Source organism: Leifsonia sp. Leaf264 (assembly GCF_001422325.1).
Classification (GTDB): domain Bacteria; phylum Actinomycetota; class Actinomycetes; order Actinomycetales; family Microbacteriaceae; genus Orlajensenia.
The window spans coordinates 297,182-323,084 of sequence record NZ_LMMR01000004.1; the positions used below are offsets into that span (position 1 = coordinate 297,182).

Annotated in this window: 23 protein-coding genes; 14 read left to right on the top strand and 9 right to left on the bottom strand. The window is 69.7% G+C overall.

Going from position 1 to position 25,903, the window contains the following annotated elements; translation table 11 throughout:
* Positions 1–174 precede the first annotated feature (174 nt).
* The 4 genes from ASF30_RS06785 to ASF30_RS06800 all read left to right on the top strand — a co-directional run bounded on the left by ASF30_RS06785 (position 175) and on the right by ASF30_RS06800 (position 4,401).
* Positions 175–1,386 (top strand): ABC transporter substrate-binding protein, encoded by a 1,212-nt coding sequence (locus tag ASF30_RS06785; protein WP_055903702.1) that lies wholly within the window; start codon positions 175–177, stop codon positions 1,384–1,386.
* A gap of 1 nt (position 1,387) precedes the next feature.
* Positions 1,388–2,584, top strand: a complete 1,197-nt coding sequence (locus tag ASF30_RS06790) for an ABC transporter ATP-binding protein (protein WP_055903705.1) — start codon at positions 1,388–1,390, stop codon at positions 2,582–2,584.
* A 9-nt stretch (positions 2,585–2,593) separates the two neighbouring features.
* A complete protein-coding gene (locus ASF30_RS06795; protein ID WP_055903707.1) occupies positions 2,594–3,508 on the top strand; it encodes an ABC transporter permease in 915 nt (304 codons plus the stop codon).
* A 113-nt stretch (positions 3,509–3,621) separates the two neighbouring features.
* Positions 3,622–4,401 carry an ABC transporter permease gene (locus ASF30_RS06800; RefSeq protein WP_121000484.1) on the top strand — a complete coding sequence of 260 codons (780 nt, stop codon included), beginning with the start codon at positions 3,622–3,624 and terminating at the stop codon, positions 4,399–4,401.
* A gap of 22 nt (positions 4,402–4,423) precedes the next feature.
* Here ASF30_RS06800 and ASF30_RS06805 read toward each other — a convergent pair whose 3' ends face one another.
* The gene (locus ASF30_RS06805) at positions 4,424–5,413 is read right to left on the bottom strand and encodes an asparaginase (protein ID WP_055903713.1); all 990 of its coding nucleotides are present in this window, start codon (positions 5,411–5,413) and stop codon (positions 4,424–4,426) included.
* Positions 5,414–5,415: 2 nt separating this feature from the next.
* Positions 5,416–6,774, bottom strand: coding sequence for a 4-aminobutyrate--2-oxoglutarate transaminase (gabT, locus tag ASF30_RS06810; protein ID WP_055903716.1), 1,359 nt, complete (start codon positions 6,772–6,774; stop codon positions 5,416–5,418).
* 52 nt (positions 6,775–6,826) lie between these two features.
* Between gabT and ASF30_RS06815 the strand changes: the two genes are divergently transcribed.
* Positions 6,827–7,300: an OsmC family protein gene (locus tag ASF30_RS06815; RefSeq protein ID WP_055903718.1), complete on the top strand. Its 474-nt coding sequence runs from the start codon at positions 6,827–6,829 to the stop codon at positions 7,298–7,300.
* Here ASF30_RS06815 and ASF30_RS06820 read toward each other — a convergent pair.
* Positions 7,270–7,530 (bottom strand): hypothetical protein, encoded by a 261-nt coding sequence (locus ASF30_RS06820; protein WP_055903720.1) that lies wholly within the window; start codon positions 7,528–7,530, stop codon positions 7,270–7,272. The genes ASF30_RS06815 and ASF30_RS06820 overlap by 31 nt on opposite strands.
* Positions 7,531–7,649: 119 nt before the next feature.
* Here ASF30_RS06820 and ASF30_RS06825 point away from each other — a divergent pair, with 119 nt between their 5' ends.
* Positions 7,650–8,144 carry a CGNR zinc finger domain-containing protein gene (locus ASF30_RS06825; RefSeq protein ID WP_055903723.1) on the top strand — a complete coding sequence of 165 codons (495 nt, stop codon included), beginning with the start codon at positions 7,650–7,652 and terminating at the stop codon, positions 8,142–8,144.
* Between the two features lie 25 nt (positions 8,145–8,169).
* Here ASF30_RS06825 and ASF30_RS06830 read toward each other — a convergent pair whose 3' ends face one another.
* Together ASF30_RS06830 and ASF30_RS06835 are read right to left on the bottom strand one after the other, a co-directional pair.
* Positions 8,170–9,189 carry a hypothetical protein gene (locus ASF30_RS06830; RefSeq protein ID WP_055903725.1) on the bottom strand — a complete coding sequence of 340 codons (1,020 nt, stop codon included), beginning with the start codon at positions 9,187–9,189 and terminating at the stop codon, positions 8,170–8,172.
* Positions 9,190–9,223: 34 nt separating this feature from the next.
* On the bottom strand, positions 9,224–9,979 hold the full coding sequence (locus tag ASF30_RS06835) for a lysophospholipid acyltransferase family protein (protein WP_055903728.1): 756 nt from the start codon (positions 9,977–9,979) through the stop codon (positions 9,224–9,226).
* 66 nt (positions 9,980–10,045) lie between these two features.
* On the opposite strand from ASF30_RS06835, the gene ASF30_RS06840 reads away from it, so the two are divergent.
* Positions 10,046–11,137, top strand: coding sequence for a 1-deoxy-D-xylulose-5-phosphate reductoisomerase (locus ASF30_RS06840; protein ID WP_055904762.1), 1,092 nt, complete (start codon positions 10,046–10,048; stop codon positions 11,135–11,137).
* Positions 11,138–11,197: 60 nt separating this feature from the next.
* Here ASF30_RS06840 and ASF30_RS06845 read toward each other — a convergent pair whose 3' ends face one another.
* Positions 11,198–12,118 carry an NAD-dependent epimerase/dehydratase family protein gene (locus tag ASF30_RS06845; protein ID WP_055903731.1) on the bottom strand — a complete coding sequence of 307 codons (921 nt, stop codon included), beginning with the start codon at positions 12,116–12,118 and terminating at the stop codon, positions 11,198–11,200.
* A 71-nt stretch (positions 12,119–12,189) separates the two neighbouring features.
* On the opposite strand from ASF30_RS06845, the gene ASF30_RS06850 reads away from it, so the two are divergent.
* The gene (locus tag ASF30_RS06850; RefSeq protein ID WP_235480294.1) at positions 12,190–13,617 is read left to right on the top strand and encodes a M50 family metallopeptidase; all 1,428 of its coding nucleotides are present in this window, start codon (positions 12,190–12,192) and stop codon (positions 13,615–13,617) included.
* Positions 13,618–13,699: 82 nt separating this feature from the next.
* Positions 13,700–17,452, top strand: a complete 3,753-nt coding sequence (locus ASF30_RS06855) for an SCO7613 C-terminal domain-containing membrane protein (protein ID WP_055903734.1) — start codon at positions 13,700–13,702, stop codon at positions 17,450–17,452.
* 52 nt (positions 17,453–17,504) lie between these two features.
* Here ASF30_RS06855 and ASF30_RS06860 read toward each other — a convergent pair whose 3' ends face one another.
* Positions 17,505–18,689 carry an acetyl-CoA C-acetyltransferase gene (locus tag ASF30_RS06860; RefSeq protein ID WP_055903737.1) on the bottom strand — a complete coding sequence of 395 codons (1,185 nt, stop codon included), beginning with the start codon at positions 18,687–18,689 and terminating at the stop codon, positions 17,505–17,507.
* A 139-nt stretch (positions 18,690–18,828) separates the two neighbouring features.
* Here ASF30_RS06860 and ASF30_RS06865 point away from each other — a divergent pair, with 139 nt between their 5' ends.
* From ASF30_RS06865 to ASF30_RS06875, 3 genes are all read left to right on the top strand, one after another.
* Complete coding sequence (locus tag ASF30_RS06865) at positions 18,829–19,554, top strand: hypothetical protein (RefSeq protein WP_157497054.1); 726 nt, start codon at positions 18,829–18,831, stop codon at positions 19,552–19,554.
* A 63-nt stretch (positions 19,555–19,617) separates the two neighbouring features.
* Positions 19,618–20,772, top strand: coding sequence for a flavodoxin-dependent (E)-4-hydroxy-3-methylbut-2-enyl-diphosphate synthase (gene ispG, locus ASF30_RS06870; protein WP_183060343.1), 1,155 nt, complete (start codon positions 19,618–19,620; stop codon positions 20,770–20,772).
* 110 nt (positions 20,773–20,882) lie between these two features.
* Complete coding sequence (locus ASF30_RS06875) at positions 20,883–21,581, top strand: hypothetical protein (protein WP_055903745.1); 699 nt, start codon at positions 20,883–20,885, stop codon at positions 21,579–21,581.
* A 90-nt stretch (positions 21,582–21,671) separates the two neighbouring features.
* On the opposite strand, the gene ASF30_RS06880 is transcribed toward ASF30_RS06875, so the two are convergent.
* Positions 21,672–22,349 carry a response regulator transcription factor gene (locus ASF30_RS06880; RefSeq protein ID WP_055903748.1) on the bottom strand — a complete coding sequence of 226 codons (678 nt, stop codon included), beginning with the start codon at positions 22,347–22,349 and terminating at the stop codon, positions 21,672–21,674.
* Positions 22,346–23,956, bottom strand: a complete 1,611-nt coding sequence (locus ASF30_RS06885; RefSeq protein ID WP_055903751.1) for a sensor histidine kinase — start codon at positions 23,954–23,956, stop codon at positions 22,346–22,348. Before ASF30_RS06885 ends, ASF30_RS06880 begins: the two co-directional genes overlap by 4 nt.
* A gap of 172 nt (positions 23,957–24,128) precedes the next feature.
* Here ASF30_RS06885 and ASF30_RS06890 point away from each other — a divergent pair, with 172 nt between their 5' ends.
* Complete coding sequence (locus ASF30_RS06890; RefSeq protein WP_082467552.1) at positions 24,129–24,743, top strand: PadR family transcriptional regulator; 615 nt, start codon at positions 24,129–24,131, stop codon at positions 24,741–24,743.
* 106 nt (positions 24,744–24,849) lie between these two features.
* A complete protein-coding gene (locus ASF30_RS06895) occupies positions 24,850–25,881 on the top strand; it encodes a hypothetical protein (RefSeq protein WP_055903754.1) in 1,032 nt (343 codons plus the stop codon).
* Positions 25,882–25,903: the final 22 nt, after the last annotated feature.

Below are 25,903 nucleotides of genomic sequence, written 5' to 3' on the forward strand. Positions count from 1 at the left end.
CTTTTAACGTCCCTGCAAGTGCTGGATTCGTGCGGAATCCGCGCCGAAATGAACGATTTGGTTACCAAACCGTGCTTAGGCGCCTGCAGTGTGCGAATATCGACCCACCCGCAACGATCGCGGGCCGCGAGACGAGTACCACCTGTTCTGTGCCACCCGTGAAGGAGTACGCCTGTGAAGCCCCGTGAGCTGCCCGCTGATCCGATGATCCGATCCCTCATCGCCCAGGCGAAGAGCTCGCAGTTGAACAGGCGTGCCCTGCTGTCGGGAGCCGGCGCCGGTGCCACGGCGCTCGCGCTCGCCGCCTGCTCGACGGGTGGGTCAGCGAAGCCGACGGCGGCGGCTGACACCTCCGACAGCGACAAGACCCTCAACTGGGCGAACTGGGCCGCGTACATCGATGAGGACGACGCCGGCAACTACCCGACCCTGGATGCCTTCACCAAGGAGACCGGCATCAAGGTCAACTACGACGTGGCCGTCGACGACAACAACTCGTACTACGGCAAGGTCAAGGACCAGCTCGCCCTCGGTCAGGACATCGGCGCCGACACCGTGTGCCTCACCGACTGGATGGTCGCCCGCTGGATCCGCTTCGGCTACACCCAGCCCCTCGACCTGGCGAACATCCCGAACAGCAAGAACCTCACGCCGTCGCTGCAGGACGTCGACTTCGACCCCGGCCGCAAGATGAGCCTCCCCTGGCAAGGCGGCTTCGCCGGCATCTGCTGGAACAAGGAGAAGGTGCCGGGCGGCCTGGCCTCCGTCGCCGACCTGTGGGACCCGTCGCTCAAGGGTCGCGTCGGGGTCCTCTCCGAGATGCGCGACACCATGGGCCTGATCATGCTCGAGCAGGGCGTCGACATCAGCGGCGACTGGGGCGACGACGAGTTCTCCGCCGCCATCGACGAGCTCCAGAAGCAGGTCTCCAGCGGCCAGGTCCGCAACATCAAGGGCAACGCCTACCTCGAGGACCTGAAGAGCGAGGACACCCTGGCCGCCATCTGCTGGTCGGGCGACATCACGGTGATCAACGCCGAGGCCGGGGACAAGTGGGAGTTCGCCCTCCCGACCGACGGCGGAACCCTGTGGAACGACAACTTCCTCATCCCCATCGGTTCGCCGCGCAAGGCCAACGCCGAGAAGCTCATCAACTACTACTACGAGCCCGAGGTCGCCGCCGAGGTGGCCGCGTGGGTGAACTACATCACGCCCGTCGTCGGCGCCAAGGAGGCTGCGGCGGCCATCGACCCCGAGCTCGCCGACAACCAGCTCATCTTCCCCGATGAGACGACCCTGTCGAAGGCCCACGTGTTCCGCACGCTGAGCGGTGCCGAGGAGCAGAAGTACCAGGCCGAGTTCCAGGCCATCCTGTTGGGAGCCTGACATGGCAGCGTCGCAGTTCGCCGACAGCGGTGCCGACCTCACCCTCGTCGGCATCCAGAAGCGGTTCCCCGGTTTCACCGCCATCGACGACCTGAACCTCGAGATCCCGGCCGGATCCTTCTTCGCCCTCCTCGGACCGAGCGGATGTGGCAAGACCACGACTCTCCGTCTCGTGGCGGGCCTCGAGGAGCCGACGGCGGGGCGCATCCTCATCGGCGGCAAGGACGTCACGGCCACGAAACCGCACCAGCGTCCGGTGAACACCGTGTTCCAGAGCTACGCGCTGTTCCCGCACATGACGATCCTCGAGAACGTCGCGTTCGGGTTGCGGCGACGCAAGGTCTCCGACCCCGTCAACCGGGCGCACGAGGCGCTCAGGCTCGTCGAACTCGACCACCTCGCCGCGCGCAAGCCGCAGCAGCTCTCCGGCGGCCAGCAGCAGCGGGTCGCCCTGGCCCGCGCCATCGTCAACCGGCCGGCACTGCTGCTGCTCGACGAGCCTCTCGGCGCCCTCGATCTCAAGCTGCGACGCCAGATGCAGCTCGAGCTCAAGACCATCCAGGAGGAGGTCGGCCTGACCTTCCTGCACGTCACGCACGACCAGGAGGAGGCCATGACCATGGCCGACACCGTCGCGGTGATGAACAAGGGCCAGATCGAGCAGATGGGCGCCCCCGAGGCCCTCTACGAACTGCCGCACACGGCATTCGTGGCGAACTTCCTCGGCCAGTCGAACCTGTTCACCGGCACAGTGGCGGAGACCACGTCCACTGTCGTCGCCGTCGACGTCGCCGGCATCCGCGTGGCCGTCCCCGTCGCCAGGGCGCAACGTCACACCGGTGCCGTCACGGTCGGGGTCAGGCCGGAGAAGCTCGCGATCCACCGCGATGCCCCTGGCGCGGACTCCGGACGGAACGTGCTCGGTCCCGGTCGCGTCATCGACGTGTCGTTCTCGGGCGTGAGCACGCAGTACCTGGTCGCCGTGCCCGGAGCCGGCACCATCATCGTCTTCTCGCAGAACCGCGAGTTCGGACCGATCAGCCATGTGGGCGACGACGTCTGGGTGAGCTGGAACGTCGAGCACTCCTTCGGTCTCTCCGACGTTCCCGACGAGGTGGTGCGCTTCATCGGCGACACCGACACCAAGTCGATCGCGGCGCAGCGTCGTGAGGCCCTCATCGCCGAACTCGAGGACTAGGGGACGCCCGTGGCCTTCGCCGCCTTCTCGAGCTCGGCCGTCACGGCAGAGCCGGCTCCGCGCAAGAAGAGTCGCATCGCGCTGTTCCTGCTGCTTCCCGGCATCCTGTACCTGGTGCTGTTCTTCCTCACGCCGCTGGTCTCGCTGGTGCTCACCTCGCTGCAGGTGCCGCGGGAGTACGGCGACATCGGCCAGTACGACTACGCCTTCAACTGGCAGAACTACGTGCAGGTCGTCTCCGACTACTGGCCGCACATCCTGCGCTCCTTCGGCTACGCCCTGGCCGCCACGGTGTTCGCGTTGGCGTTCAGCTATCCGCTGGCCTACTTCATCGGAGTGAAGGCGCGGCGATGGCCCCTGCTCCAGAGCCTGATGCTGGTGCTGGTCATAGCCCCGTTCTTCATCAGCTTCCTGCTGCGCACCCTGGCGTGGAAGCAACTGCTCTCCGACGAGTCGTTCGTGATCACGAGCCTCAAGGCCCTGTCGCTGATGGCTCCGGATGCGCACTTCACGGGCACTCCCGCCGCCGTGATCTTCGGCCTGACGTACAACTTCATCCCCTTCATGACCCTGCCGCTGTTCACGACCCTCGAACGACTCGACACCAGGTACCTCGAGGCCGGCAGCGACCTGTACGCGAGCCCGTTCCACGTGTTCCGCAAGGTCACCATCCCGCTGTCGATGCCGGGCATCGTGGCTGGAACGCTGCTCACCTTCATCCCGGCGGCCGGCGACTACGTCAACGCCAGCCGGGACTTCCTCGGAGGAGCCGACACGCAGATGATCGGAAACGTGATCGAGGCGAACTTCCTCGTCCTGCTCAACTACCCGGCGGCGGCAGCGCTGTCGATCATCCTGATGACGGTGATCCTGGTGATCGTCGGCATCTACGTGAAGCGAAGCGGAACGGAGGACCTGCTGTGAGCGGTGAGGGACAGGCCGGCGCCGTCGTCGCGGGGCTCTTCGAGAGCGAGAACTCCGAGACGGCGAGGCCGTCGCGCAACACCCGTCCACGTCGACCGTCGCTCAGCAGCTGGATCCTGCCCGCCTACGCGATCCTGGCGTTCATCTTCCTGCTCGTCCCGATCGTCTACACGCTGGTGTTCAGCTTCAACGACTCGATCAAGTCGAACATCTCCTGGCGGGGCTTCACCCTCGACAAGTGGCTCAACGTGTGCGCGGTGCAGAACGGCGCCGTCTGCGAGGCGTTCGGGAACAGCATCATCATCGGCGTCGTCGCCACGGTCGTCGCCACGATCCTCGGCACCATGATCGCCATCGCCATCGTGCGCTACAGGTTCCGGGCGCGCTCCGGCATCAGCCTGCTGCTGTTCCTGCCGATGGCGACCCCCGAGGTCGTGCTCGGTGCGGGCCTGGCGGCCCAGTTCCTGGCCTTCGGGGTGCCGAAGGACATGCTGACGATCATCATCGCCCACACGATGTTCTGCATCAGCTTCGTCGTGGTCACGGTGAAGGCGCGCGTCGCGAGCCTCGATCCGGCGCTCGAGGAGGCGGGACGCGACCTCTACGGGTCACCGACGCAGGTGTTCCTGCGGGTCACGTTCCCGTTGCTGCTGCCCGGAATCATCGCTGCGGCGCTGCTCGCCTTCGCCCTGAGCTTCGACGACTTCATCATCACGAACTTCAACTCCGGATCCGTGATGACCTTCCCGAAGTACATCTACATCTCGGCGGCGCGCGGCATCCCGGCCGAGGCCAACGTCATAGCGTCGGCCGTCTTCCTGTTCGCCATAGCGCTCGTGCTCATCGCGCAGATCTCGCAGGCGGCGAGGCGCAGGAGGCTGGCGAAGGGCTAGGTTCTCGGCGAGCCGCGGAGCCCTAGACCGTCGCGCGGATGCGACCCACCCTGTCCGCACCGCCGGTGACCCAGAGGTCGAGCTCGTCGAGCACGGGCGTGACGGCTGCGGCGTCGAGCGCCCCTGCCTGCACCAGCAGCCTCAAGGCGACGGCATGCACGACGCGGACGTTCCCGTCGAGCACCTTGGCCGCGACAGTCGTGCCGTCGGGTGCGGTCATGACGATGCTGCCCTCGGCCCCGTACTTGGAGAACACGCCGAGCCGTTCGATCGTGATGGAATCGCCCAGCCCAGGACCGGCGATGACCCACGGATGCTCGCGCACGGCCTCGGTCAGCGCGCCGGCCTCGCGGTAGATGGCGAACGGCGACGACGGCGTCGACGTCGTGACGCGCTGGATGCCGCGGGCGAGGGCCGTGAGCGAGATCGCGTGCACGGGAGCACCGCATCCGTCGATCCCGGTGGCGGCAGGTCGCTCGCCGGTGAAGCGTTCGACGATGTCGAGGATCCGCTTCTGCAGCGGATGCTCCATGTCGAGGTAGCCGTCGAGCGGCCAGCCGTTCACCGCGCAGGCCGCGAGCATGGCCGCGTGCTTGCCCGAGCAGTTCATGTACAGCGGAGACTTCGCGCCGTTCGCGCGCACCACGGCATCGCGCGCCGCCGTGTCCTGCGGGTAGGCGTCGGGGCATGCCAGCGCCGATTCCGGCACCCCGGCGCGAGCCAGGACGCCGCGCACGAGGTCAACGTGCCGCGCCGTGCCCGAGTGGCTCGCCGTGGCGATGGCGGCGTCGGTTCCCCGGAGGGTGAGCCCGCTCGACATGACCGCGACGGCCTGGAACGGCTTCAGCGCCGACCGGGGGAAGACCGGCGATGCCACGTCTCCGAGGGTGCGCACGATGTCGCCGGCGGGGGAGAGCACGATGGCGGATCCGGCGTGACGCGACTCGATGAAGCCGCTGCGCTCGACCACGGCGACCTCGACCGAATCGTCGACCTGGAATGTCTCGGCCACGGTCAGGACAGCTGCGCGAACGCGTCGTCGAGCACGGCGAGCCCGTCGGCGATGAGCTCGTCGGAGACGGCCAGGCTCGGCAGGAAGCGCAGCACGTTCCCGTAGGTGCCGGCGCTGAGGAACAGCACGCCGTGCTGGGCGGCGTAGGCGGTGATCGCATTCACCGCGGCGGCGTTCGGCTCCTTCGTCGTGGTGCCGGTGCCGGGCTGCACGAGTTCGATCGCGATCATGGCGCCGCGTCCGCGAATCTCGCCGATGATGTCGTACTTCGCGGCGAGGGCCTCGAGGCCGGCGGTGAGGGTCTTCTCGATCCGAGCGCCCTCGGCGAGGAGCTTGTTGTCCTCGATGGCCTCGAACACGGCGACGGCGGCGGCGCAGGCGACGGGGTTGCCGCCGAAGGTGCCTCCGAGTCCGCCGGGCTGGGCCGAGTCCATGATCTCGGCGCGACCTGTGACGGCGGCCAGCGGCAGGCCGCCGGCGATGCCCTTGGCCGTGAGCACCAGATCGGGCTCGAGGCCGAAGTGCTCGCTGGCGTAGTACCGTCCGGTGCGCGCCATGCCCGACTGGATCTCATCGGCGATGAGCACGACCCCGTTGGCCGTGCACCACTCCTGCAGGGCGGGCAGGTAGCCGTCGGCGGGAACCATGAAGCCGCCCTCGCCCTGGATGGGCTCGACGACGAGGCAGGCGAGGTCGGAGGCGCCGACGACCTTCTCGAGCCACGCTGTCGTGCGGGCTGCGGCCTCGGCGCCGCTGAGGCCGTCGTGATAGGGGTAGGAGCTCGGAGCGTGGTACACGTCGCCGACGAGGGGGCCGAAGCCGGTCGCATAGGGCATCGCCTTATAGTTCATGGCCATCGTGAGGTTCGTCCGGCCGTGGTAGGCGTGATCGAGCACCGCGACGGCGCGGCGGCCGGTGTACTTGCGGGCGATCTTGACCCCGTTCTCGACGGCCTCGGCCCCCGAGTTCACGAGGACGCTCTTCTTGGCCCAGTCGCCGGGAGTGTGCTCGGCCAGGAGTTCGGCGACGCGCACGTACTCCTCGTAGGGCGTGATGGTGAACAGCGTGTGGATCACGTCCTGCAGCTGGCCGGTGGCCGCGGCCACGACGCTCGCCTCGGTGTGGCCAACCGTCGTCACGCCGATGCCGGCGCCGAAGTCGATGAAGCTGTTGCCGTCGACGTCGACGAGGATGGCGCCGTTCGCCCTCTCGATGTAGACCGGGAGCGTCGAGGAGACGCCGGTGGAGACCACGGCCAGGCGGCGTGCGTGCAGCTGCTGCGACTTCGGGCCGGGGATGGCCGTGACGATGCTGCGCTCCTGCGGAACGGAGGGCGGGGTGTCGAGGGAGATGGAAGTCATGGTGGCTCCAGCTTATCCTCGACGAGGAGACCGTCAGCAGGGAGCACAGGCCATGGATTTCGACCACCACTACGCCGTCACAGTCGAGTGGCGCGGCGACAGGGGGACTGGCACGAGCGGCTACAGGGACTACGGCCGCGAGCACCTCGTGACGGCATCCGGCAAGACCGCGATCGAGGGTTCTGCCGACCCGGCGTTCCGTGGCGATGCCAGCCGCTGGAACCCCGAGGAGATGCTGCTCGCCGCCCTCGCGCAGTGCCACATGCTCTCGTACCTGCACGTCGCCGTCATGAACGGCGTCGTCGTGACGGGCTACACGGATGACGCCGTAGGCGCTATGGTCCAGACACACGACGGCGGCGGTCGCTTCACCTCGGCCACCCTGCGCCCGCGCGTGGAGGTGGCTGACGCGTCGATGGTGGAACTGGCCTCCGGCCTGCACCACGAGGCCTCGCGGCTGTGCTTCATCGCGGCGTCAGTGAACTTCCCGGTGCATCACGAGCCCGAGACTCGCGCTCGCAGCTGAGACGAGTGCCGCGCCCGCGTGACCTCGTGGGCACCATCGGCCTGGTCGGCCAGCGCCGCTGCTTCGTCCTGCATGGCCCAGCGGTGGATGGCCGCAGCCCAGCGTCCGTCGCGCTCCAGGGGAGTGAGCTCGTCGGAGTCGTGCACCCGTTGGTGGCGCAGCTTTTCGTCGTCGGTGCTGTGGTCGAGCATCCGCACATCGCGGGTGGCCCAGATGATGAGGGGATTCATGGTCGTCGCTCCGTCTGCTCCGTTGCCTCGACCCGATGCGGGCCGAGGAGGAATAACCGGCTATATCGAATTGATAGTTACGACGGTACCGTAACCGGTATTCGTTGTACAGTGGTTAGATGACTGATGGCGGAGATGTGCTGACGGATGACGGTTCCGACCCGGTCCCCCTGGAGGGCCTCGTCGTCGACTTCCTCAACAGCCTGGATGTCGAGTACGTCACCGACGAATTGGCGACGCTGACGGGCCTGGACGAGTGGGCAGCCGGACGCGGACTGGTCGCCGGCGACCTCGAGCAGGTGCGCGAACTGCGCGACGCGCTCCGCACCATCGCCAGCGGCGGCGACGCCGAGCTGCCGGGCCTGCCGGTGCGCATCGGCGTCTCGGCGCGTTCCGTCACGTTGGAGCCCGAGACCGTCGCCGAGGCCGTGCTGGCCAACGCCGTGACCCTCGCCATCCAGGGCAGGCTCCGGCGGGTCAAGCTCTGCTTCGCGCACGACTGCGCCTGGGCGTTCTACGACCGCTCGCGCAACGGCTCACGCACCTGGTGCGAGATGGGAGTCTGCGGCAACAGGGCCAAGGCGCGCACCTATCGGGCGCGGGCCGGCCGCTGAGGCGGTCCTCCCGTCGAGCCGGGATTCAGCGAGCTGAGGCCATCGGCTGTGCGTCGACGTCGTCGAGCACCCAGCGTGGCGGCTCGCAGGCCTGACCGCCGGTCAGGTTGGCGCAGGGGCCGAAGACGGTCGGATACGGCTCGGTGTCCGGACTCCCGAACCACTTCGAGTAGAGCAGCCAGAAGTTGAGGTTGCCGTGGGTGGAGCATCCGTCGCCCTCGCCCTTCAGGTCGGCCAGGGCGGCGTCATTGGGCTGGTACGGCGTGTAGTTGTAGAGGTTCGCCGTGGCCTGGTTCGCTATCGACACGACCGTCGACCCGCACGCCGCGTCGGGGTTGAAACCGACGGGGACCGAGCCGATCCTGTAGGCGCGATCCGGATGTTGGGTGTACTGGCGGAACTGCCAGGCCGCGTTGTAGACCTGATTGAAGAAGCCGAAGTACTTCCGGTCGCAGTCGGCGGTGTCGGGGCAGCCGTAGCCCGTCGCCCGCAGGTAGCCCGAGGCGTTCGGGCGGGTGATGAGCGACTGCTCCTTCTGCAGCAGCACCAGCAGCACGCGCGGGCTGACCCCGCACGCCTTCGCGACCTTGGTGATGATGCGCGCCGCCGACTCGTCACGCCCGGGCCTGTAGGCGTCGCAGTGACCTCGTTCGACGGCGGCCTGGAAGCTGGTGTCCTGGGTGTAGTCGCGCAGGCACGGCGAGTCGTCCCGCGGCCGACACGGTGCCGAGTCCAGGAAGTCCTGCACCTGCTGCTCGGTCATGGCCGCGCTGTTGAAGAAGTTGTAGTCGCTGATGATGCTGCCGGGATCGAAGTCATCGCCGTCGTCCTGCTCGGCACCGACGGCCGCGGCATAGAAGGTATGGGTCTGCGTCGACGTCGCGATCGGCGCACCGAGCGCCCGGACCACGCCGTCGGCCGAGGCCTGCAGGGATCCGGCTGTCGCCGGCGGCACCGGGGAGCCCGCCACGATCATCGTGCCCAGCACGACGGCGGCTGCGACGGCGAACACCCTGTGCAGGCGGGAACGGGGCTGGCTGGTCACCGTTCGACCCTAACCGCGACGGCTGACGGATGCCTCAGCGACGCTCGCGCGGAAGCACACGGTCGACGAGCTTGGCCACACCGTGCTGCGGAGACTCGTTGTAGGCGTTGGCCAGTTCCTGGCCGCTCAGCGCGTGGATGGCCGCCATGATCTCGTCCGTCGCGTGCCGCCGTGCCCGGCCGGAGTCGGGACCGCCGTGCACGCTCAGGTCGAGGGGTTCGCCGAACGCGACGGTGAAGCGGTGCGGGCGAGGGAACTTCGTGCCGACCGGCTGGATCTTCTCGGTTCCCAGCAGGCCGACGGGAACCACGGTCGCGCCCGTCGTGAGCGCGAGGAAGGCGACTCCCGTCCGTCCCTTGTAGAGGCGTCCGTCGAGCGAGCGCGTTCCCTCGGGGTAGAGCGCGAACGCGCCGCCGGACTCGAGGATGCGCCGGCCGATGTCGAGCGACTCCTGCCCGCTGGCCCCTGCCCCGCGTTCGACGGGCACGACGCCGATGGACGTGAACCACCAGCGCGTGATGGCACCGCCCATGCCGCTGCCCTCGAAGTAGGTGGACTTGGCCAGGAACTGCAGGCGCCGCGGCGCCACGCTGGGAATGGCAATGCTGTCGATGAACGACAGGTGGTTGCTGGCGAAGATGACCGGGCCCGTACGGGGAACGTTCTTCCGGCCGCTGACCCGCGGACGGAAGTACAGCCACACGACCGGCCAGAGCAATGCCTTGCACAGGGCGTAGACGAAACCGGGCCGATGGATCGGCTGCGCTGTCGTCGTGTCCTCCTCGGCCATCCGTTCACCGTAGTCCGAAATACATGCGCCGGTGAGCATGTCCCGCGCACGCGTAGAGTGACGCAGGTGAAGCGGATCATCATCCTCGGCTCGACGGGCTCCATCGGAACGCAGGCTCTCGACGTCATCGGCGCCAACCGCGACAGGTTCGAGGTGGTGGGGCTCGCCGCCGGGTCGAACCGGTCCCTCGTGGCCGAGCAGGCCGCCGCCTTCGGCGTCGAACACACGGCGTTCGGCGAGGTGGAGGCGGAGCAGCTCGTGCGCACTGTCGACGCCGACGTCGTCATCAACGGCATCACGGGCTCCATCGGACTCGGGCCCACCCTGGCCGCGCTCGAGTCGGGTCGTGTCCTCGCCCTCGCCAACAAGGAGTCGCTCATCGTGGGCGGCGAACTGGTGAAGGCCGTGGCGGCGCCGGGCCAGATCGTGCCGGTGGACTCCGAGCACTCGGCCATTGCCCAGGCCCTTCTGGCCGGCACGCCGTCCGAGGTGCGCCGCCTCGTGCTGACGGCATCCGGAGGCCCGTTCCGCGGTCGCAGCCGATCGGAGATGGCGGATGCCTCCCCTCGCGACGCCCTCGCCCACCCGACCTGGGACATGGGCCTCGTCGTCACCACCAACTCGGCCACCCTCGTCAACAAGGGCCTGGAGGTCATCGAGGCGCACCTGCTCTTCGACGTGCCGTACGACAGGATCGAGGTGACGGTGCATCCGCAGTCGGTCATCCACTCGATGGTGGAGTTCGCCGACGGTTCGACCATCGCGCAGGCGTCGCCCCCCGACATGCGGCTGCCCATCTCCCTCGGACTGGACTGGCCCAATCGCGTCGCCGGCGTCGGCGTTCCGCTCGACTGGACGCAGTCGCACAGCTGGACCTTCGCCCCGCTCGATGAGGTGGCGTTCCCCGCCGTCGCGCTGGCCAAGAGGGTCGGACGTGCCGGCGGCACCTACCCCGCCGTCTTCAACGCCGCCAACGAGCAGGCCGTGCACGCCTTCCACGCCGGCCGGATCGGCTTCCTCGACATCGTCGACACCGTCGAGCGGGTCGTCGACGCCCACGCCCCGGAGTCGGGTGCCATCACCCGCGAGTCCCTGGCCCAGGCTGAGCTGAACGCCCGGGCAGCGGCGGATCGCATCATCGCCGGCCGAGCGGGCTGAGGCCGAGCGGGCTGAGGCCGAGCGGGCTGAGGCCGAGCGAGCTGGTTCGGGTCAGCAGGCTCAGCCTGCAGAGCGCACGGACTCCACGGTCGCACGCAGCGCCTCCGGCCACGGCGTCGCACGCACTCCGAGCAGTCGTTCCGTCTCCGTGGAGTCGATGACGAACGGCGTGCGGAACTGGTGGCTCGACGCCACGATCTCGCGGATCTCGCCGTTGACGAGGCCGATCGCCTTCAGCACGACCGTCGGATACGGACGGATGCGCCCCTGCGAACCCCAGCCGGCGTTCACCTCGGCGACGATGTCCGAGCGGGATCGCGGCTCGCCGCTCGGAACATGCCAGACGCGGCCCCACGCTCCGTCGTACTCGGTCGCGGCGATGAGAGTCGCGACGATGTCGGGCAGGTAGCTCCAGCTGTGCAGCGCGTCGGGACCCCCGACGATGCTGGCCGTCTTCGACGCGAGCACGGGTGCGAAGAAGTCGCTGCCGAGGTGGGCGTTGCGCCCGGCGCCCGGCCCGAAGTAGTCGCTCGCGCGCACCTCGACGCCGCGGATCACTCCGCTCTCCGTGGCGCCGCGCACCAGCGCCCAACCGTCGCGGCGCACCATCCCCTTGGCCTCGGTGGTCGCCTCAGCAGTCGTCTCGCTCATCGGTCCATGCGGATCGCCGTAGGAGTAGAGGTTGCCCATGACGACGAGTGCGGCTCCGGATGCCGCAGCTGCGGCGACGGCGGCCTCGAAGATCGGCGGCCACAGCTGAGGCCACTGGTCGTAGCGCGGATTCGTCACCAGGAAGATCGTGTCGGCTCCATTCGCCGCGGCACCGAGGGACGCCGCATCCGACGCATCGGCGACGGCTGATTCCGCTCCGGGCACGGCCCTCCCGTCGCGCGTGGCGACCACGACGTCATCGCCGCGGGCCACGAGCTCCCGGGCGAGGAGCGAGCCGATCAGTCCGTGCCCCACGATGAGTCGACGCATCCGTCGACCGTAGCGAATGCACCCAGCCGGCCACCAGCCCCTTCCAAGCTTCACGCGGCTACTCTGAGCGAGTGGAAACCGTGCTGCCCTTCATCCTCGGCGTCGTCATCGTGGCGCTGGGCCTCGCCGTCTCCATCGCGTTGCACGAGATCGGGCACCTGGTGCCGGCGAAGCTCTTCGGGGTCAAGGTCACGCAGTACATGATCGGCTTCGGCCCGACCATCTTCTCCAAGCGGCGCGGCGAGACCGAGTACGGAGTCAAGGCGATCCCGTTCGGCGGGTACATCTCGATGATCGGCATGTTCCCGCCGCACAAGGGCGAGAAGGTGCGTGAGGGCGGCACCGGCTTCTTCCAGACCCTCGTGCAGGAGGGACGCACCGACTCCGGCCCGCTCACGGAGTCGTTCGACGACGCGATCGACGCCCGCGAGGCCGAGAAGAGCGGCTACTTCGGACGGATGGCGGCCGATGCCAGGGCCGCGAGCGCCGAGACCATCACCGAGGGCGACGAGCACCGCGCCTTCTACCTGCTTCCGGTGTGGAAGCGCATCATCATCATGTTCGGCGGCCCGTTCATGAACCTCGTGATCGGCGTCGTGCTCTTCGGCGTGCTCCTCATGGGGTTCGGCACGGCCCAGGCCTCGACCACCATCGGAAGCGTCTCCGCCTGCGTGCTGCCGGCGACCAGTGCGCGCCAGACCTGCGAGTCGAGCGATGCCGCATCGCCGGCGGCGGCCGCCGGCATCCGGCCCGGCGACAGGCTGGTCTCCATCGACGGTGAGCCCGTCACGAGCTGGGACGACTCCACGGCCGTCATCCGCGACTCGTCGGGCACCGCGCTCACGGTCGTCGTCGAGCGCGACGGTGCCGAGAAGACCCTGACCGTGACGCCGCTCTCGGCCGAGCGCTACGTCTACGACGCCGCGGGCAAGAACGTGCTCGACGCCGACGGCGAGCCCGAGACGGCGACCTACGGCTTCGTGGGGATCGGGCCGGCGAGCGAGCTCGTGCCCCAGCCGCCGACGGCGGTGCTCCCGGCCGTCGGCGACAACATCGCCGGGGTCGCCCACATCATCATCAACCTGCCTCAGCGCATGGTCGACATCGCCAACGCGGCCTTCGGGTCGGGGGAGCGCGATCCGAACGGCCCGATCAGCGTCGTCGGAGTCGGCCGCGTCGCCGGGGAGATCGCGTCGATCGACACCATCCCGCTGCAGTCGAAGGCCGCCAGCCTCATCGGCCTGATCGCTTCGCTCAACATCGCCCTGTTCGTGTTCAACCTCGTGCCGCTGCTGCCGCTCGACGGCGGCCACATCGCCGGTGCGCTGTGGGAGGCGATCCGGAGGGGCTTCGCCAAGCTGCGCGGCCGGCCCGATCCCGGCCCCGTCGACATCGCCAAGCTGATGCCGCTCACCTTCGCCGTCGTGATCATCCTCGGCGGGATGAGCGTGCTCCTCGTCTACGCCGACATCGTCAAGCCCATCAACATCTTCGGCTGACGCTCAGGGCCAGCCCTGACTCTGTGCACCGGCGTGGTGTCGGCAGCGGCTCCGGGCACTCGCCGCCAGTAGGCTCGCCCGCATGGCCTGGAGCGACGACGCCGCACGATACCTGCTCGACCCCACGATCTGTCCGCGCTGCGGAGCCTCCGTCGCCGGCGTGGCCGTGTGCCCCGCCTGCCGGGCCGACCTCGGGAGCGTGGCGGCGCGGAGCGCGTGGGACTGGTCGCAGAGGGCCGCCTTCGCGATCGAGCACCGCGCCACGTCGATCGCGGAGATCCCGGATGCCGTGCCGTCGCCAGCAGCAGCGCCGGTCGCAGCCGCACCGAGCGTCGCTGTCGCGACGGTTGCCTCCACCGTAGTCCGCGGCGCTCCGGCCCGCCCCGTCAACGCGCCCGTCGGGGCTGCGGCGGTCGGCTTCGACTCCCAGATCAGCCTGCAGTCCGTGCTCGCCGTCGCCGGAGCCGGCCTGGTCGCGGTCGCGGCGATAGTGTTCACCTTCCTCAACCCCGACCTCGGCTTCGGTGCTCGCACCATCATCATCGCCGTCATGACGGCGGCGTTCCTCGGAGGCGCCTGGCTGCTGGCCCGGCGCGATCTCACCTTCTCCTCGGAGGCGATCGGCGGTCTCGGGATGGTGTTCGTCGCCCTCGACGTCTGGGCGTTCTCCGAGCTCGCGCCGACGAGCGTGAGCGCCTGGTGGTTCGCAGCGCTCGGACTCCTCGTGGCATCCGGGACCATGATCGTCGTCGCCGGAATCGTGCGCGTGCGCACCTGGCTGTGGGCGGGAGTGATGGGACTGGCCGTCGTGCCGGCCTTCCTCGGGTACGCGGGCCACGAGCCAGGATGGGCGGTGGTCGGGCACCTCGGCGTCGGTTTCGCGGCGGTGGCGCTGCACGGGGTCGCTGCGCGCCTCCGCGGCAGGTTCGCCAGCGCACTCGAGACCGAGCGCATCTCGCTCCAGGTGCTGCAACTGCTCGCCGTCGTCGTGGTCGTCGGACAGGCGCCGTACGTCGCGCTCTCGGGCTCCGCCGACACCGGCGCCGGCGCCGTCGGCGTTGCTGCCGCGTATGCGGGTCTCGCCGCCATCGCCGTCCTGAGCGCTCGCACAGGCATGCCGCGGTTCTGGAGTGCTGCCGCGGGAGTGCTGAGCGCCTCCGCCCTCGCGGTCCTGGTCCTGGCACCGGAGCTCGGAGACGGACGGTGGTGGCCCGCCCTCGTCCCGGCGGCCGGGGGAGTCGTGCTCGTCGCCATCAGCGTCGTGCCGATGACGACATCAGTCGTTCGGATGCCGCTGCGCGCCGGCGCGCTCGTCACGACGCTGCTGTTCGCCGTACCCGCTGCGGCGATCGCACTGGGCAGTGCCATCGCCGCCGTCGTCACCGTCACCGTCACCTCCGGCGTCCGGGATGCCAGCACCGCAGCCTCCGACCTCACGTTCCTGGACCTGTCGATCGACGGCTTCGCCTTCGAGCAGCTGGCGGCCGTGCTCGGCCTGATCGCCGTCGGAGTCGCGATCTGGGCCGCTGCCCGTCTGAGCAGGGCCGAGGCCTGGCCGTTCCGGACCGATGCGCCCGTACTCGCCCGCTGGATCGCGTCGATCGGCGTCATCACGTTCCCGACCTGGTCGCCACTGCTGCCGTGGGCGCAGGTCGCGTCGGCACTCGCCCTGGCCGCCGCGGCCGGAGCCGTGCTCGTCCTCCTCCCGCGGATGCGGGACTCGCGGCTCGCGCTGCGACTGCCGGGGATCGTCGGCGCCCACACGGTGCTGGTGCTCGCCGTCGTCCTGTCCTGGTCGGACCAGGTCCTGACGGTCGTGGCCGGAACCGTCGCCTCCGCACTCGCCGTGCTGATCGCCCACACAGTGCCGGTGAGGCTGCGACCGGCGCACATGGGCGTCGGGTTCGCCTACGCCCTCGTCGTCACGGCTCTGGCTCTCGACCTCGCCGGCCTCGACACGATCCCCGTCCTCTGCCTCACCACCACGGTCGCCGCGCTGGCCGCTCTCGCCGCCACCCTGACGCGCTGGCTCCGACCTGGGACCTGGTACGCGGTCCTCATCGTCACGAGCGTGCCGTTCCTCATCGGCATAGCCGGCGTCGTGCAGGAGCGGAGCGCCTGGACCGCGCTCTCGACCGGGGTCACGGCGTTGCTCGCGCTCGCCCTCACCACGACGCGCCGGCCGGGCCTCACCGTCATCGTGCGAGCCATCGCAGCCGCCGTCATCGTCCCGGCGCTCGCCGTGGTCGTCGTCTGCCTGTGTGCTGCGCTGCTCCCGACCAGCGGTTCGCCCGTCGCTCTGCCGATCATCGCCGTGATCGTCGCCGCGGTGCTCCCGAGCACCGGCGTCATCCAGGGCGCGCTCGAGAACGCCGGCTCGCCCCGCCGGGAGGCCCGTGCGGTGCGGCTCGCCATCGAGGGCTCGGCACTGCTCACCGGAGCACTGGCCGTGCTCATCGCCCTGGTCGGGGTCGCCGGACTCGAGACGGCGTTCGTGGTGCTGCTCGTCATCGGGATCGGCGCAGCAGCGACCGGGCTCTGGGTGCGCCGCTACGGCTGGTGGATCGCGGCGGCGGCCTGGACCGGGGCGCTGTGGTGCCGCTGGGCCATCGCCGGAATCGACGTCATCGAACCGTACGTGCTGCCGCCGGCGATCGTGGCGGCCCTCGTCGGCACGATCCTTGTCGCCCGCGGTCGGCGCGGGGTGCCGTTGGCGACGACGGGCTTCGCCAGTGCCGTCGTCCCGTCCCTCGCCGCTCTCGCCGTCGCGGGTTCAGGACCCGACGCGGCCTTCCCCTGGCGCACCGCGGCACTGCTCGGCGCCGCGGTGCTGCTGCTCGTGTTCGTGGTCCTCGTCACCCGTCCCGTCGGAGAACCCGGCACCAGGCTCTCCTCACTCGGCCTCCCCGTGGCCGTGATCGCCATCGCGGCCGCCGGGGCGGGTGCCGTGCAGGGCATCCGCTACGGTCTCGAGCTCGATCCGCCACCCGGTGCCGGTGCCGCGCAGCTCATGCTCCTGGTGCTGGGCTACGCCGTTGCGGCCTGCCTGCTGTCCGGGGCGTCGGGCCGGCTCCTGGTGCGCTCGGGCAGGCTCTCGCGCTGGGTCTACGCGGCGGCATCCGTCTACCTCGCCGTCGGTCCGATGGCTGCAGTGAGGCCGGATGCCTTCTCGATCTGGACGCTCTGGACCCTCGCCATGCTCCTGCTGGTGCTCGTCGTGGTCGCGGCCGCCCGGGCCCGCTCGCATGCGACCACGCTGCCTCCGGTCTGGTTCCTGTGGTTCGTGGCGTGGTGCACCGCAGTCGCGTCGTGGAGTGAGCGCGAGATCCTGCGCGTCGAGGGCTACTCGGTCCCGCTCGGCCTCGCGTTGCTGCTGGCCGGAGTCGTGGCCATGCGGCCGACGGACGGAGCGCCCGAGGCGCCCGCACCAGCATCACCCGGCGCCCGCGTCAGCCTGAACTCCTGGCCGATGGGTTTCAGCGGATCGTGGCGTCTGCTCGGTCCCGGTCTCGTCGTGCTCCTGGTGCCGTCTATGCTCGCGACCGTCACGGACCCGACAACGTGGCGCGCCATCCTGGTGATAGCCATCGCCCTGGTGGCGATCCTCATCGGGGCACGGCGCAGGCTGGCCGCCCCGTTCATCATCGGACTCGTGGTGCTCCCGGTCGAGAACGTGCTGGTCTTCGCCGTCCAGCTCGGTCGCGACATCCAGTCGCTGCCGTGGTGGATCACCCTGGCGACGGCCGGTGCCGTACTCCTCGTGATCGCCGTGGGCTCCGAGCGGCGAGCCGGCGCCGACAAGGGCGTGGCCGCGCGCCTGCGCGACCTCACCTGAGTCCGGCCGCCGGCGGTCGATCAGTCGGCCTCGCGCCGCCGGCGTTCGGCGATCAGCGCGACAGCAGCAGCGCGTCGCCCTGACCGCCGCCTCCGCAGAGGGCGACGGCGGCACGCCCGGAGCCGCGACGAGCGAGCTCGTGAGCGGCGTGCAGGGCGAGGCGTGCTCCGGAGGCGCCGATCGGGTGCCCGAGCGCTATGGCACCGCCGTGAACGTTGACCACCTCGGCGTCGATGCCGAGGTCGCGCGTCGACTGCACGGCGACAGCCGCGAAGGCCTCGTTGATCTCGACGAGGTCGAGCTGCGACGCGTCCCAGCCCTGGCGGGAGAGGGCGGCGGCGATGGCGTTCGACGGCTGCGAGTGCAGGGAGTTGTCAGGGCCGGCCACGTGGCCCGACGCCTCGATCACGGCGAGCCAGCTGAGGCCGTGCGCCTCCGCATAGTCGCGGCTCGCCACGACGAGAGCGCTCGCTCCGTCGGAGAGCGGCGAGGAGTTGCCGGCCGTGATCGTGCCGTCGGAGGCGAAAGCCGGGCGCAGGGCCGCGAGCGACTCGACGGTCGAACCGGGCCTGACGCCCTCGTCGCTGGTGACGACGACGGGGTCGCCCTTGCGCTGCGGAACGCTGACCGCGACGATCTCGTCATCGAAGACGCCCGCCTCGGCGGCGGCTCCGGCGCGCTGGTGCGAGGCTGCCGCCACGGCGTCCTGGTCGGTGCGGCTGATCGCCAGCGGGCCGTTGTGCTGCTCGGTCGATGCGCCCATCGAGACCTTGTCGAAGGCATCCGTCAGTCCGTCGAAGGCGGCGTGGTCGATCATCGTGACGTCGCCGTAGGCCCAGCCGCGACGCGATCCCGGCAGCAGGTGCGGTGCGTTGGTCATGGATTCCTGGCCTCCGGCCACGACCACGGATGCCTCTCCCAACCGGATCAGCCTGGCGGCGTCGATCACGGCGGCGAGGCCGGACAGGCACACCTTGTTGAGCGTCATGGCCGGCACGCGCCACGGGATCCCCGCCGCGACGGCGCTCTGCTTGGCCGGGTTCTGGCCGGCACCCGCCTGCAGCACCTGGCCCATCAGCACCTGGTCGATGTCGTTCACGTCGACGCCTGACTTCTCGATGGCATCGCGGATGGCGATGGTGCCCAGCTGAACCGCCGACAGGGCGGCGAACTGGCCGTTCACCCGGCCCTGCGGGGTACGCGAACCGGACAGGATGACGACCTGGGTCGTGCTCATGAATCGCAACTCCTTCGTTGTGAGGCCAGCGGCGGCCTCCTTCGACGATAACGCGCCGTGCGCACGGATCGTCTCCGCTCTGCCATCATTCATCGACGGATGCGGCTCGGTCGCGATCCGCTGACGAAGGGGATGGCGCGTGCCTGTACTGCGGACACTGATGCTCGGCACGATCGCGGCGGTGGCACTGGCCACCCTGGTCGGGTGCGGCGGCGGCAGTGGTGCGGAGCAGACGGGGTCGCCCGAAGCCGTCCCTGCGCCCCTGCCGACGGCGACGAGCACCCCGACGCCGGAGCCGACGGTCGCCGACCCGCTCGAGAGCGTCGTGGCCCTCGTCGCGAGGCCCACGGTGCTCGAACTGCGCTCGGCCGATGACTCCGTCGTCGCCGAGATCGACTACCTGGGCGCTGCAGCAGACGCCGTCGCGACCCTGACCGGCCTGTTCGGCACCGACCCGGTGGACGAGGCCTATCCGGCGACCAGCCATGCTCCGGCCGGCGTCCTGCACAGCTGGGGCTCCGTCACCATCGACGAACGCCAGTACGACGAGGCCATGCGCACCGAGAAGGGGCTGCAGGGCAGTCTCGTCTGGCCGAACCTCGCCGTGTACTTCGATGCGGCCGACAACGGCGGCGTCGCTCTGACCACGGCGCAGGGCTACGCAGCCGGCGACGCCTGGGAGACCGTCGCGGCGGCATCCGACGTCACGGCGAATCCGTCCGAGTGCACGGGGCCCGCGGCCGAGCTGGCCGACGATCCCGTGCAGCCGACGCAGATCGCCGTCGTGCTGGCGCATGAGCCCGGCGCGGAATCCGTGCTCTCCGTCGCCGCCCCTTTGCCGTTCTACGTCGACGGCTGCGTCTAGCCTCCGGCGCCGGGAATGCCGGCATCGAGCCGGTGTCCAGCGAGCCCCGCGTAGGATTGCATCGTGCCCGCTGTGAATCTCGGAATGCCCAAAGTCCCCGAAGTCCTGGCCCCGCGACGCAAGTCCCGCCAGATCAAGGTCGGCAAGGTGCTCGTCGGCGGTGACGCCCAGGTGAGCGTGCAGTCGATGACCACGACGCCGACACCGAACATCAACGCGACCCTGCAGCAGATCGCCGAGCTCACGGCATCCGGCTGCGACATCGTGCGTGTCGCCGTGCCGAGCCGCGACGACGCCGAGGCGCTGCCGATCATCGCCAAGAAGAGCCAGATCCCGGTGATCGCCGACATCCACTTCCAGCCCAACTACGTGTTCCAGGCCATCGACGCCGGATGTGCCGCCGTGCGCGTCAACCCCGGCAACATCCGCAAGTTCGACGACCAGGTCGGCAAGATCGCCGCCGCGGCGAAGGCCGCCGGGGTCTCGATCCGCATCGGCGTGAACGCCGGGTCGCTCGAGCCCAGCCTGCTGCAGAAGTACGGCAAGGCCACGCCGGAGGCTCTGGTCGAGAGCGCGGTCTGGGAAGCGAGCCTGTTCGAGGAGCACGACTTCCACGACTTCAAGATCTCGGTGAAGCACAACGACCCGATCATCATGGTGAAGGCCTACAGGCTGCTCGCCGAGCGCGGCGACTGGCCGCTGCACCTCGGCGTGACCGAGGCCGGACCGGCGTTCCAGGGCACGATCAAGAGCGCGACGGCGTTCGGCATCCTGCTGAGCGAGGGCATCGGCGACACCATCCGCGTCTCCCTCAGTGCACCGCCCGTCGAGGAGGTCAAGGTCGGCCTGCAGATCCTCCAGTCCCTGAACCTCCGCGAGCGCAAGCTCGAGATCGTCTCCTGCCCGAGCTGCGGCCGCGCGCAGGTCGACGTGTACAAGCTCGCGAACGACGTGACCGATGGCCTCGAGGGCATGAGCGTTCCGTTGCGCGTCGCCGTCATGGGCTGCGTCGTGAACGGCCCCGGTGAGGCGCGAGAGGCCGACCTGGGTGTGGCATCCGGCAACGGGAAGGGCCAGATCTTCGTCAAGGGCGAGGTCATCAAGACCGTGCCGGAGTCCGAGATCGTCGCGACCCTCATCGCCGAGGCCAACCGCCTCGCAGCCGAGATGCCGGCCAGCGACACCTCGACGGGCGCCCCCGTCGTCTCGGTGGGCTGAGCCCGGTCTCCTCGAAGCTGGGCGATGAGAACACTCTCACCGCCCGGGGGTTGTCGACGCCCGGCGCACGCTCCAAGCTGGAGGCCCAGCGTTCACCGAGGAGGGCAGCCGTGTTCAAGCCAGCAGCCGCCGTCGCGCTCGCCGCGGGTGGAGTGCTGGTCGTGAGCGGTCTCTCGGCCGGAGCTGTGGCGTTGCAGACGGCTTTCGAGGTGGGGGAGTCGCCGGCGCACAGCATCGGCGTCGACGCGGTCTCCGGAGAGAAGGCCGAAGCCGAGCCCACGCCGACCCCCACCCCGTCGCCCGTCGTCCCCGATGCGGAGAGCCTGCCGCCGGCGGCCGTCCCGGTCGTCGCCGTGCCTGTTCCCGTCGACGACGAAGCGCCGGCGCCCGCCGAGGACGTCGGTGACGCGGCAGTACCCGCCACCGACGACACGTCCGGCGAGGATGCCGCCGATGATTCCGACGCCGTCGGCTCGGATGCCGGCGAGACGCCTCAGCCGGCGCCGAAGCCCGTCGCAGCGGTTCCCCAGCGCGATGAAAAGCCGGCCCCGGTCGCCACGCCCGATCCGGTTCCCGCCCGCAGTCCCGACAAGCTCGCCGATGACGATGCGAAGCACCGCACGGACAGGCACCGTGACAACGACCGCCTCGAGCGCGGCGATCGGGACGGAAGCGACCGCGACACGACCGATGAGGACGGGAGCGACCGCGATGGCGATCGCGACGGAAGAGACCACCGCGGAGGCCGCGACGGCGGCGACGACCGCGGCGATCGCGGCCCGACGGGCCGCGAGGGGAGCGGCGGCTGAGCCCTCCGTCTCGACGGACCCGCTCGGTGAGCTGCACAGGGTCCGGCACCGCATTCGGGTTGCGGTGTCGGACCCTCACTCGCGTCTGCGTCAGTCGCGTCCGGCCGTCGGCGCCAGCCTGTACCCGAGCCCGCGCACGGTCTCGAAGTACGGCGCCCCGATCTTGTTGCGCAGGTAGCGCACGTACACGTCGACGACGTTCGTTCCCGGATCGTGGTCGTAGCCCCAGACCCCGCGCAGCAGTTCCTCCCGGCTGAGAACGCGGTCGGGGTTGCGCAGGAACTCCTCGGCGAGCGAGAACTCCCGAGCGGAGAGCTCGACGACGACCCCGCCGACGGTGATGTTCCTGGTGCGCACGTCGAGTTCGAGGTCGCCAGCGACGACGGTTGCGGTATCGGTGACCGGAGTCGTGTCCCGCAGCCGGGCACGGATGCGGGCGAGGAGTTCGTCGAACCGGAACGGCTTCGCCATGTAGTCGTTGGCGCCGCCCTCGAGTCCGGCGACGGTGTCGGCGCCGGAATCGCGGGCGGTCAGGATGATCACGGCGACGCCGACCCCCTCGGCACGCAGCCGCCGCAGCACCTCGAAGCCGTCCAGGCCGGGGAGGCCGATGTCGAGGAGCAGGAGGTCGAAGGCCCCGGTGCTCGCAGCGGACAGCGCCGAGACGCCGTCGGCGACTGTCGTGACCTCGTAGCCGGCGGCGCGCAGGCCCTTCTCCACGAACGAGGAGATGCGTGCCTCGTCCTCGGCGACCAGGATGCGATTCATCGGCGTCGCCCGTCCTTCGCGGCGGCCGCCGCACCGATGATCGCGTCGAAGTCGACCCCTGTCGGATGCGGCTCGATCGGATCCGAGCGCACGGAGTCATCGCCACCGCCGGCATCGGTCTCAGTCCTCTGAGGCTGCGGATGCTCCGGATCGAGCTCGGCGACGCCGGTGACCGGCGCCAATGGCAGCCTGATGGCGAACCGCGACCCGGCGCCGACGGTGCTGTCCAGTCGTACGGATCCGGCGTGCGCGTCGGCGATGGCGGAGACTATCGCGAGACCGAGGCCCGATCCCTCGATGCCGCGTCCCTCCTGCATCCGGGTGAACCTGTCGAAGATGCGCTCCTGAGCATCCTCGGCGATGCCGTCGCCCTCATCGAGGACCCACAGCTCGACGAATTGCGCGCCGACATCGTCGGTCACGATGGTCGATCCGATCTCGATCGGGGTGAAGGTGGGGGAGTACTTCGCGGCGTTGTCGGCCAGCTGGAGCCAGGCTTGGGTGAGGCGGGCGGCGTCGACGGAGGTCTCGACCTCCGCCACCTCTCCGAGGAGCCACGCGTGGGTGCCACTGAGCATCGAAGCCTTCTGGTGCACCATCTCCGTGAGCTCGGCGACATCCGTGGGAGCAGGGCGCACGAAGTCTGGGTTCCGGCTCTTCACCAGCAGGCCGATGTCTATCACCAGGCTGTCCATCCGATCGAGCTCCTCGATGGCGATCTCGCGGGTGGCTCGCACGTCGTCCGGTGCCTCGGGATCCATCAGCTCGAGGTGTCCGCGCACTATCGTGAGCGGCGTCTTCAGCTCGTGGCTGACGTCATCGAGGAGCCTGCGCTGGCCGAGGAAGCTGTTCTCGAGCCTGTCGAGCATGGTGTTGACAGTGCGCGCGAGGTCGGAGACGTCGTCGTTGCCCGAGACGGGGATGCGCTCGGAGAGGTCGGAGACCGAGATCCGGGTGGCCGTCTCCCGCAGCGACCTGATGGGGCGCAGCAGCCGTCCCGAGACGAACCAGCCGACGAGCCCGATGACCACGAGGGCGCCGGCGGCGACGATGGCATAGGTGGTGAAGGCGTCGCGCACCTCGGCGAGTTCGGCGCTGACGTTGTACGCCGAGACGTAGAGCCCGGTCTGCGGATCGCCGTCGATCGCCACCGGGACGACGACGTAGCGCAGGGTTCCGGCATCCGCGTCGATGGTTCCGACGACGGCCGTGTCGCTCCGGGCGTCCGAGAGCACCCGCGCGAGGAAGGCTGGGTCGTCGTCGATCCGGAACGGGAGGTCGGCCGCCGGAACGAGGGCGGCTGCGCCGTCGATCACCCCGACGGTGCTCTCATTGGTGTCGGGGATGATGCGGGCCATCGCCGTGCCGAGCAGGTCGCGCACGCTCGACGGGAGATTCCCGTCAGCATCGCCTGTCCTCGCGGCCTGCCGGATGTCGTCGGCGGTCCCGGCGAGCCTGGTGTCGATCTGGGCGAGCACCCTCTCACGCTGCACGAAGATCGTCACGACCCCGGCAACTGTCATGCCGAGCGCCGTCACGACGAGGATCGACACGACGATGCGCATGCGCACCGACCGCGCCACATCGCGCAGACGGATCGACTCCATCCGCCAATTATCGTGACCTGCCGCTCCGTACGCAGATGAGAGACCTCACATCATCACGAAGAGTTGACAAGAGACTATTCATCGATATATCGTTAACCCATCGTTGAAGTTCAACGACGACTCTTCACAGAGCCACCCTTTCCCGTAAGCGGGAGAAAGGATGTCAGCGCTCATGAAACGCGAACATTACGAACACATCAGAACGGCCGGCCGCCAGCTCCACGAGGGCGTCAGGTTCCATCACGACGATCCCCGCGGGCGCGGTCGCAGTGGCTTCGGCCCCGGCTTCGGACCCGGCGGCCCCTGGGGCGCCGCCGGCGCCTGGGGTGCACCCGGCGGCGGTCGGCGCCGTCCCAAGGGCGACGTGCGGGCCGCGATCCTCTCGTTGCTCGGCGAGACCGATTCCCTGAACGGCTACGCCATCATGAAGGCGATCGGCGAGAAGACCGACGGAGGCTGGCGTGCCAGCCCCGGGTCGGTCTACCCGACGCTGCAGCAGCTCGTCGACGAGGGGCTCATCGTCCCGAAGGGCGAGGGCCGCGGCACCGAGTTCGGCCTGACCGACGAGGGCCGTGCCTACGTCGCCGAGAACACCGACGACATCGAGAAGGCATGGGCTTCGGTTCCCCGCCCCAGCGAGTCGGCCACCGAGCTCTTCGAGAGCGTCGGCCGTCTCATGGGCGTCGTCGGCCAGTTCCGCCACGGAGCGACGGATGCCCAGCGCACCGCCGCCGTCGAGAAGCTCGATGAGGCACGTCGGGCGCTCTACCTGATCCTCGCCGACTGAGTCGGCGGGATCCCGCGCCGACGCCCCAGTTCTGGGGCGTCGGCGATGCGCGATCGTGACGGGAGCGGCTCCGGCCGCTCCCGTTCTCGTTGCTACCGTGACGATCATGAAGAACCCCCTCGTCGCGGGCGTCATGGCCGCGGTCGCAATCGCGGTCCTCGTCGGCTGCACACCGGTCGCCGCGACGCCAGCCCCCTCGGCGACAGCGGCGGCGGAACCGCGCCCCACGCCCACCGGTCCAGCTCCAGCCGTTGCGGTCCCGACCATGCCCGCAGCCGCCCTCGACGGCGACTGTTCGGTGGTGGCGACCGATTCCGAGGTCGCGGCAGCCACGGGCGGTCCTGTCACGGCGACGCCGTACCCCGGCGACCACATGCCCGACTGGACCGTCCTCGGGCTCGGCGGCATCCGCTGCGCCTGGGCTCCCGAATCCGGGAGCGGCGTCTGGGTCACTGTCATCCCGATCGCCGCTGTCGGGCAGGCAGTCATCGACGATGCCGGGTCGAGTGAGCCGTACTGCTACGGATCCGACAGCGGTTTCGGCCCTCAGGATGCCTGCTCCTTCAGCACCGCCGTCGGAGACTGGTGGTTCGCCGGAGTCGTCTATGCCGCCATCGGCTCCGAGGTCGCTGCATCCGACGCGACAGCAGCATTGATCGCCGACTTCAGTGCACGCGCGGCATCCCACGCCGCGACGATCCCGACGAGACTCGACGGTACGTGGAACGGCGTTCCCGACTGCGACATGCTCGACGAGCGCGTGGACACGACATCGACGGGCCTCGATCTCGAAGCCACGGCGGGCAACCAGCCGGGGGAGGCTGGACCCGGTTTCTACGGCGCGGTGACGGCATCCGGTCAGCAGACCTGCTTCTGGGAGGCCGACGGTGAGACCGTCGCCGAGACCGGTATCCTCCCCGGTGCCTGGTGGGTCGTCGATCGGCAGGCGACGCTCGCCGGGGCTGAACCCGTCGCCGCCGGCTCCCTCCGTGCCGTCGCCGTTCCGGACAGCGACGGGTCGGGCAGCGTCACTGTCTACGCCACCGACGGCGTGAACCTGGTCACGTCCCGCGGCACCACCGGCGTTGATCAGCTGGGCGCGCTCGCCGGTGCTGTCGCGGTGGGCGCCACCGGCTGAGAGCCGGCGGCATCCGTCACCC

Coding starts and splice junctions, on each gene's coding strand:
- ASF30_RS06790 (WP_055903705.1), top strand. CDS start 1,388: ATGGCAGCGTCGCAGTTCGCCGACAGCGGTGCCGACCTCACCCTCGTC.
- gabT (WP_055903716.1), bottom strand. CDS start 6,774: ATGACTTCCATCTCCCTCGACACCCCGCCCTCCGTTCCGCAGGAGCGC.
- ASF30_RS06815 (WP_055903718.1), top strand. CDS start 6,827: ATGGATTTCGACCACCACTACGCCGTCACAGTCGAGTGGCGCGGCGAC.
- ASF30_RS06820 (WP_055903720.1), bottom strand. CDS start 7,530: ATGAATCCCCTCATCATCTGGGCCACCCGCGATGTGCGGATGCTCGAC.
- ASF30_RS06825 (WP_055903723.1), top strand. CDS start 7,650: ATGACTGATGGCGGAGATGTGCTGACGGATGACGGTTCCGACCCGGTC.
- ASF30_RS06835 (WP_055903728.1), bottom strand. CDS start 9,979: ATGGCCGAGGAGGACACGACGACAGCGCAGCCGATCCATCGGCCCGGT.
- ASF30_RS06845 (WP_055903731.1), bottom strand. CDS start 12,118: ATGCGTCGACTCATCGTGGGGCACGGACTGATCGGCTCGCTCCTCGCC.
- ASF30_RS06855 (WP_055903734.1), top strand. CDS start 13,700: ATGGCCTGGAGCGACGACGCCGCACGATACCTGCTCGACCCCACGATC.
- ASF30_RS06860 (WP_055903737.1), bottom strand. CDS start 18,689: ATGAGCACGACCCAGGTCGTCATCCTGTCCGGTTCGCGTACCCCGCAG.
- ASF30_RS06880 (WP_055903748.1), bottom strand. CDS start 22,349: ATGAATCGCATCCTGGTCGCCGAGGACGAGGCACGCATCTCCTCGTTC.
- ASF30_RS06885 (WP_055903751.1), bottom strand. CDS start 23,956: ATGGAGTCGATCCGTCTGCGCGATGTGGCGCGGTCGGTGCGCATGCGC.
- ASF30_RS06890 (WP_082467552.1), top strand. CDS start 24,129: ATGAAACGCGAACATTACGAACACATCAGAACGGCCGGCCGCCAGCTC.
- ASF30_RS06895 (WP_055903754.1), top strand. CDS start 24,850: ATGAAGAACCCCCTCGTCGCGGGCGTCATGGCCGCGGTCGCAATCGCG.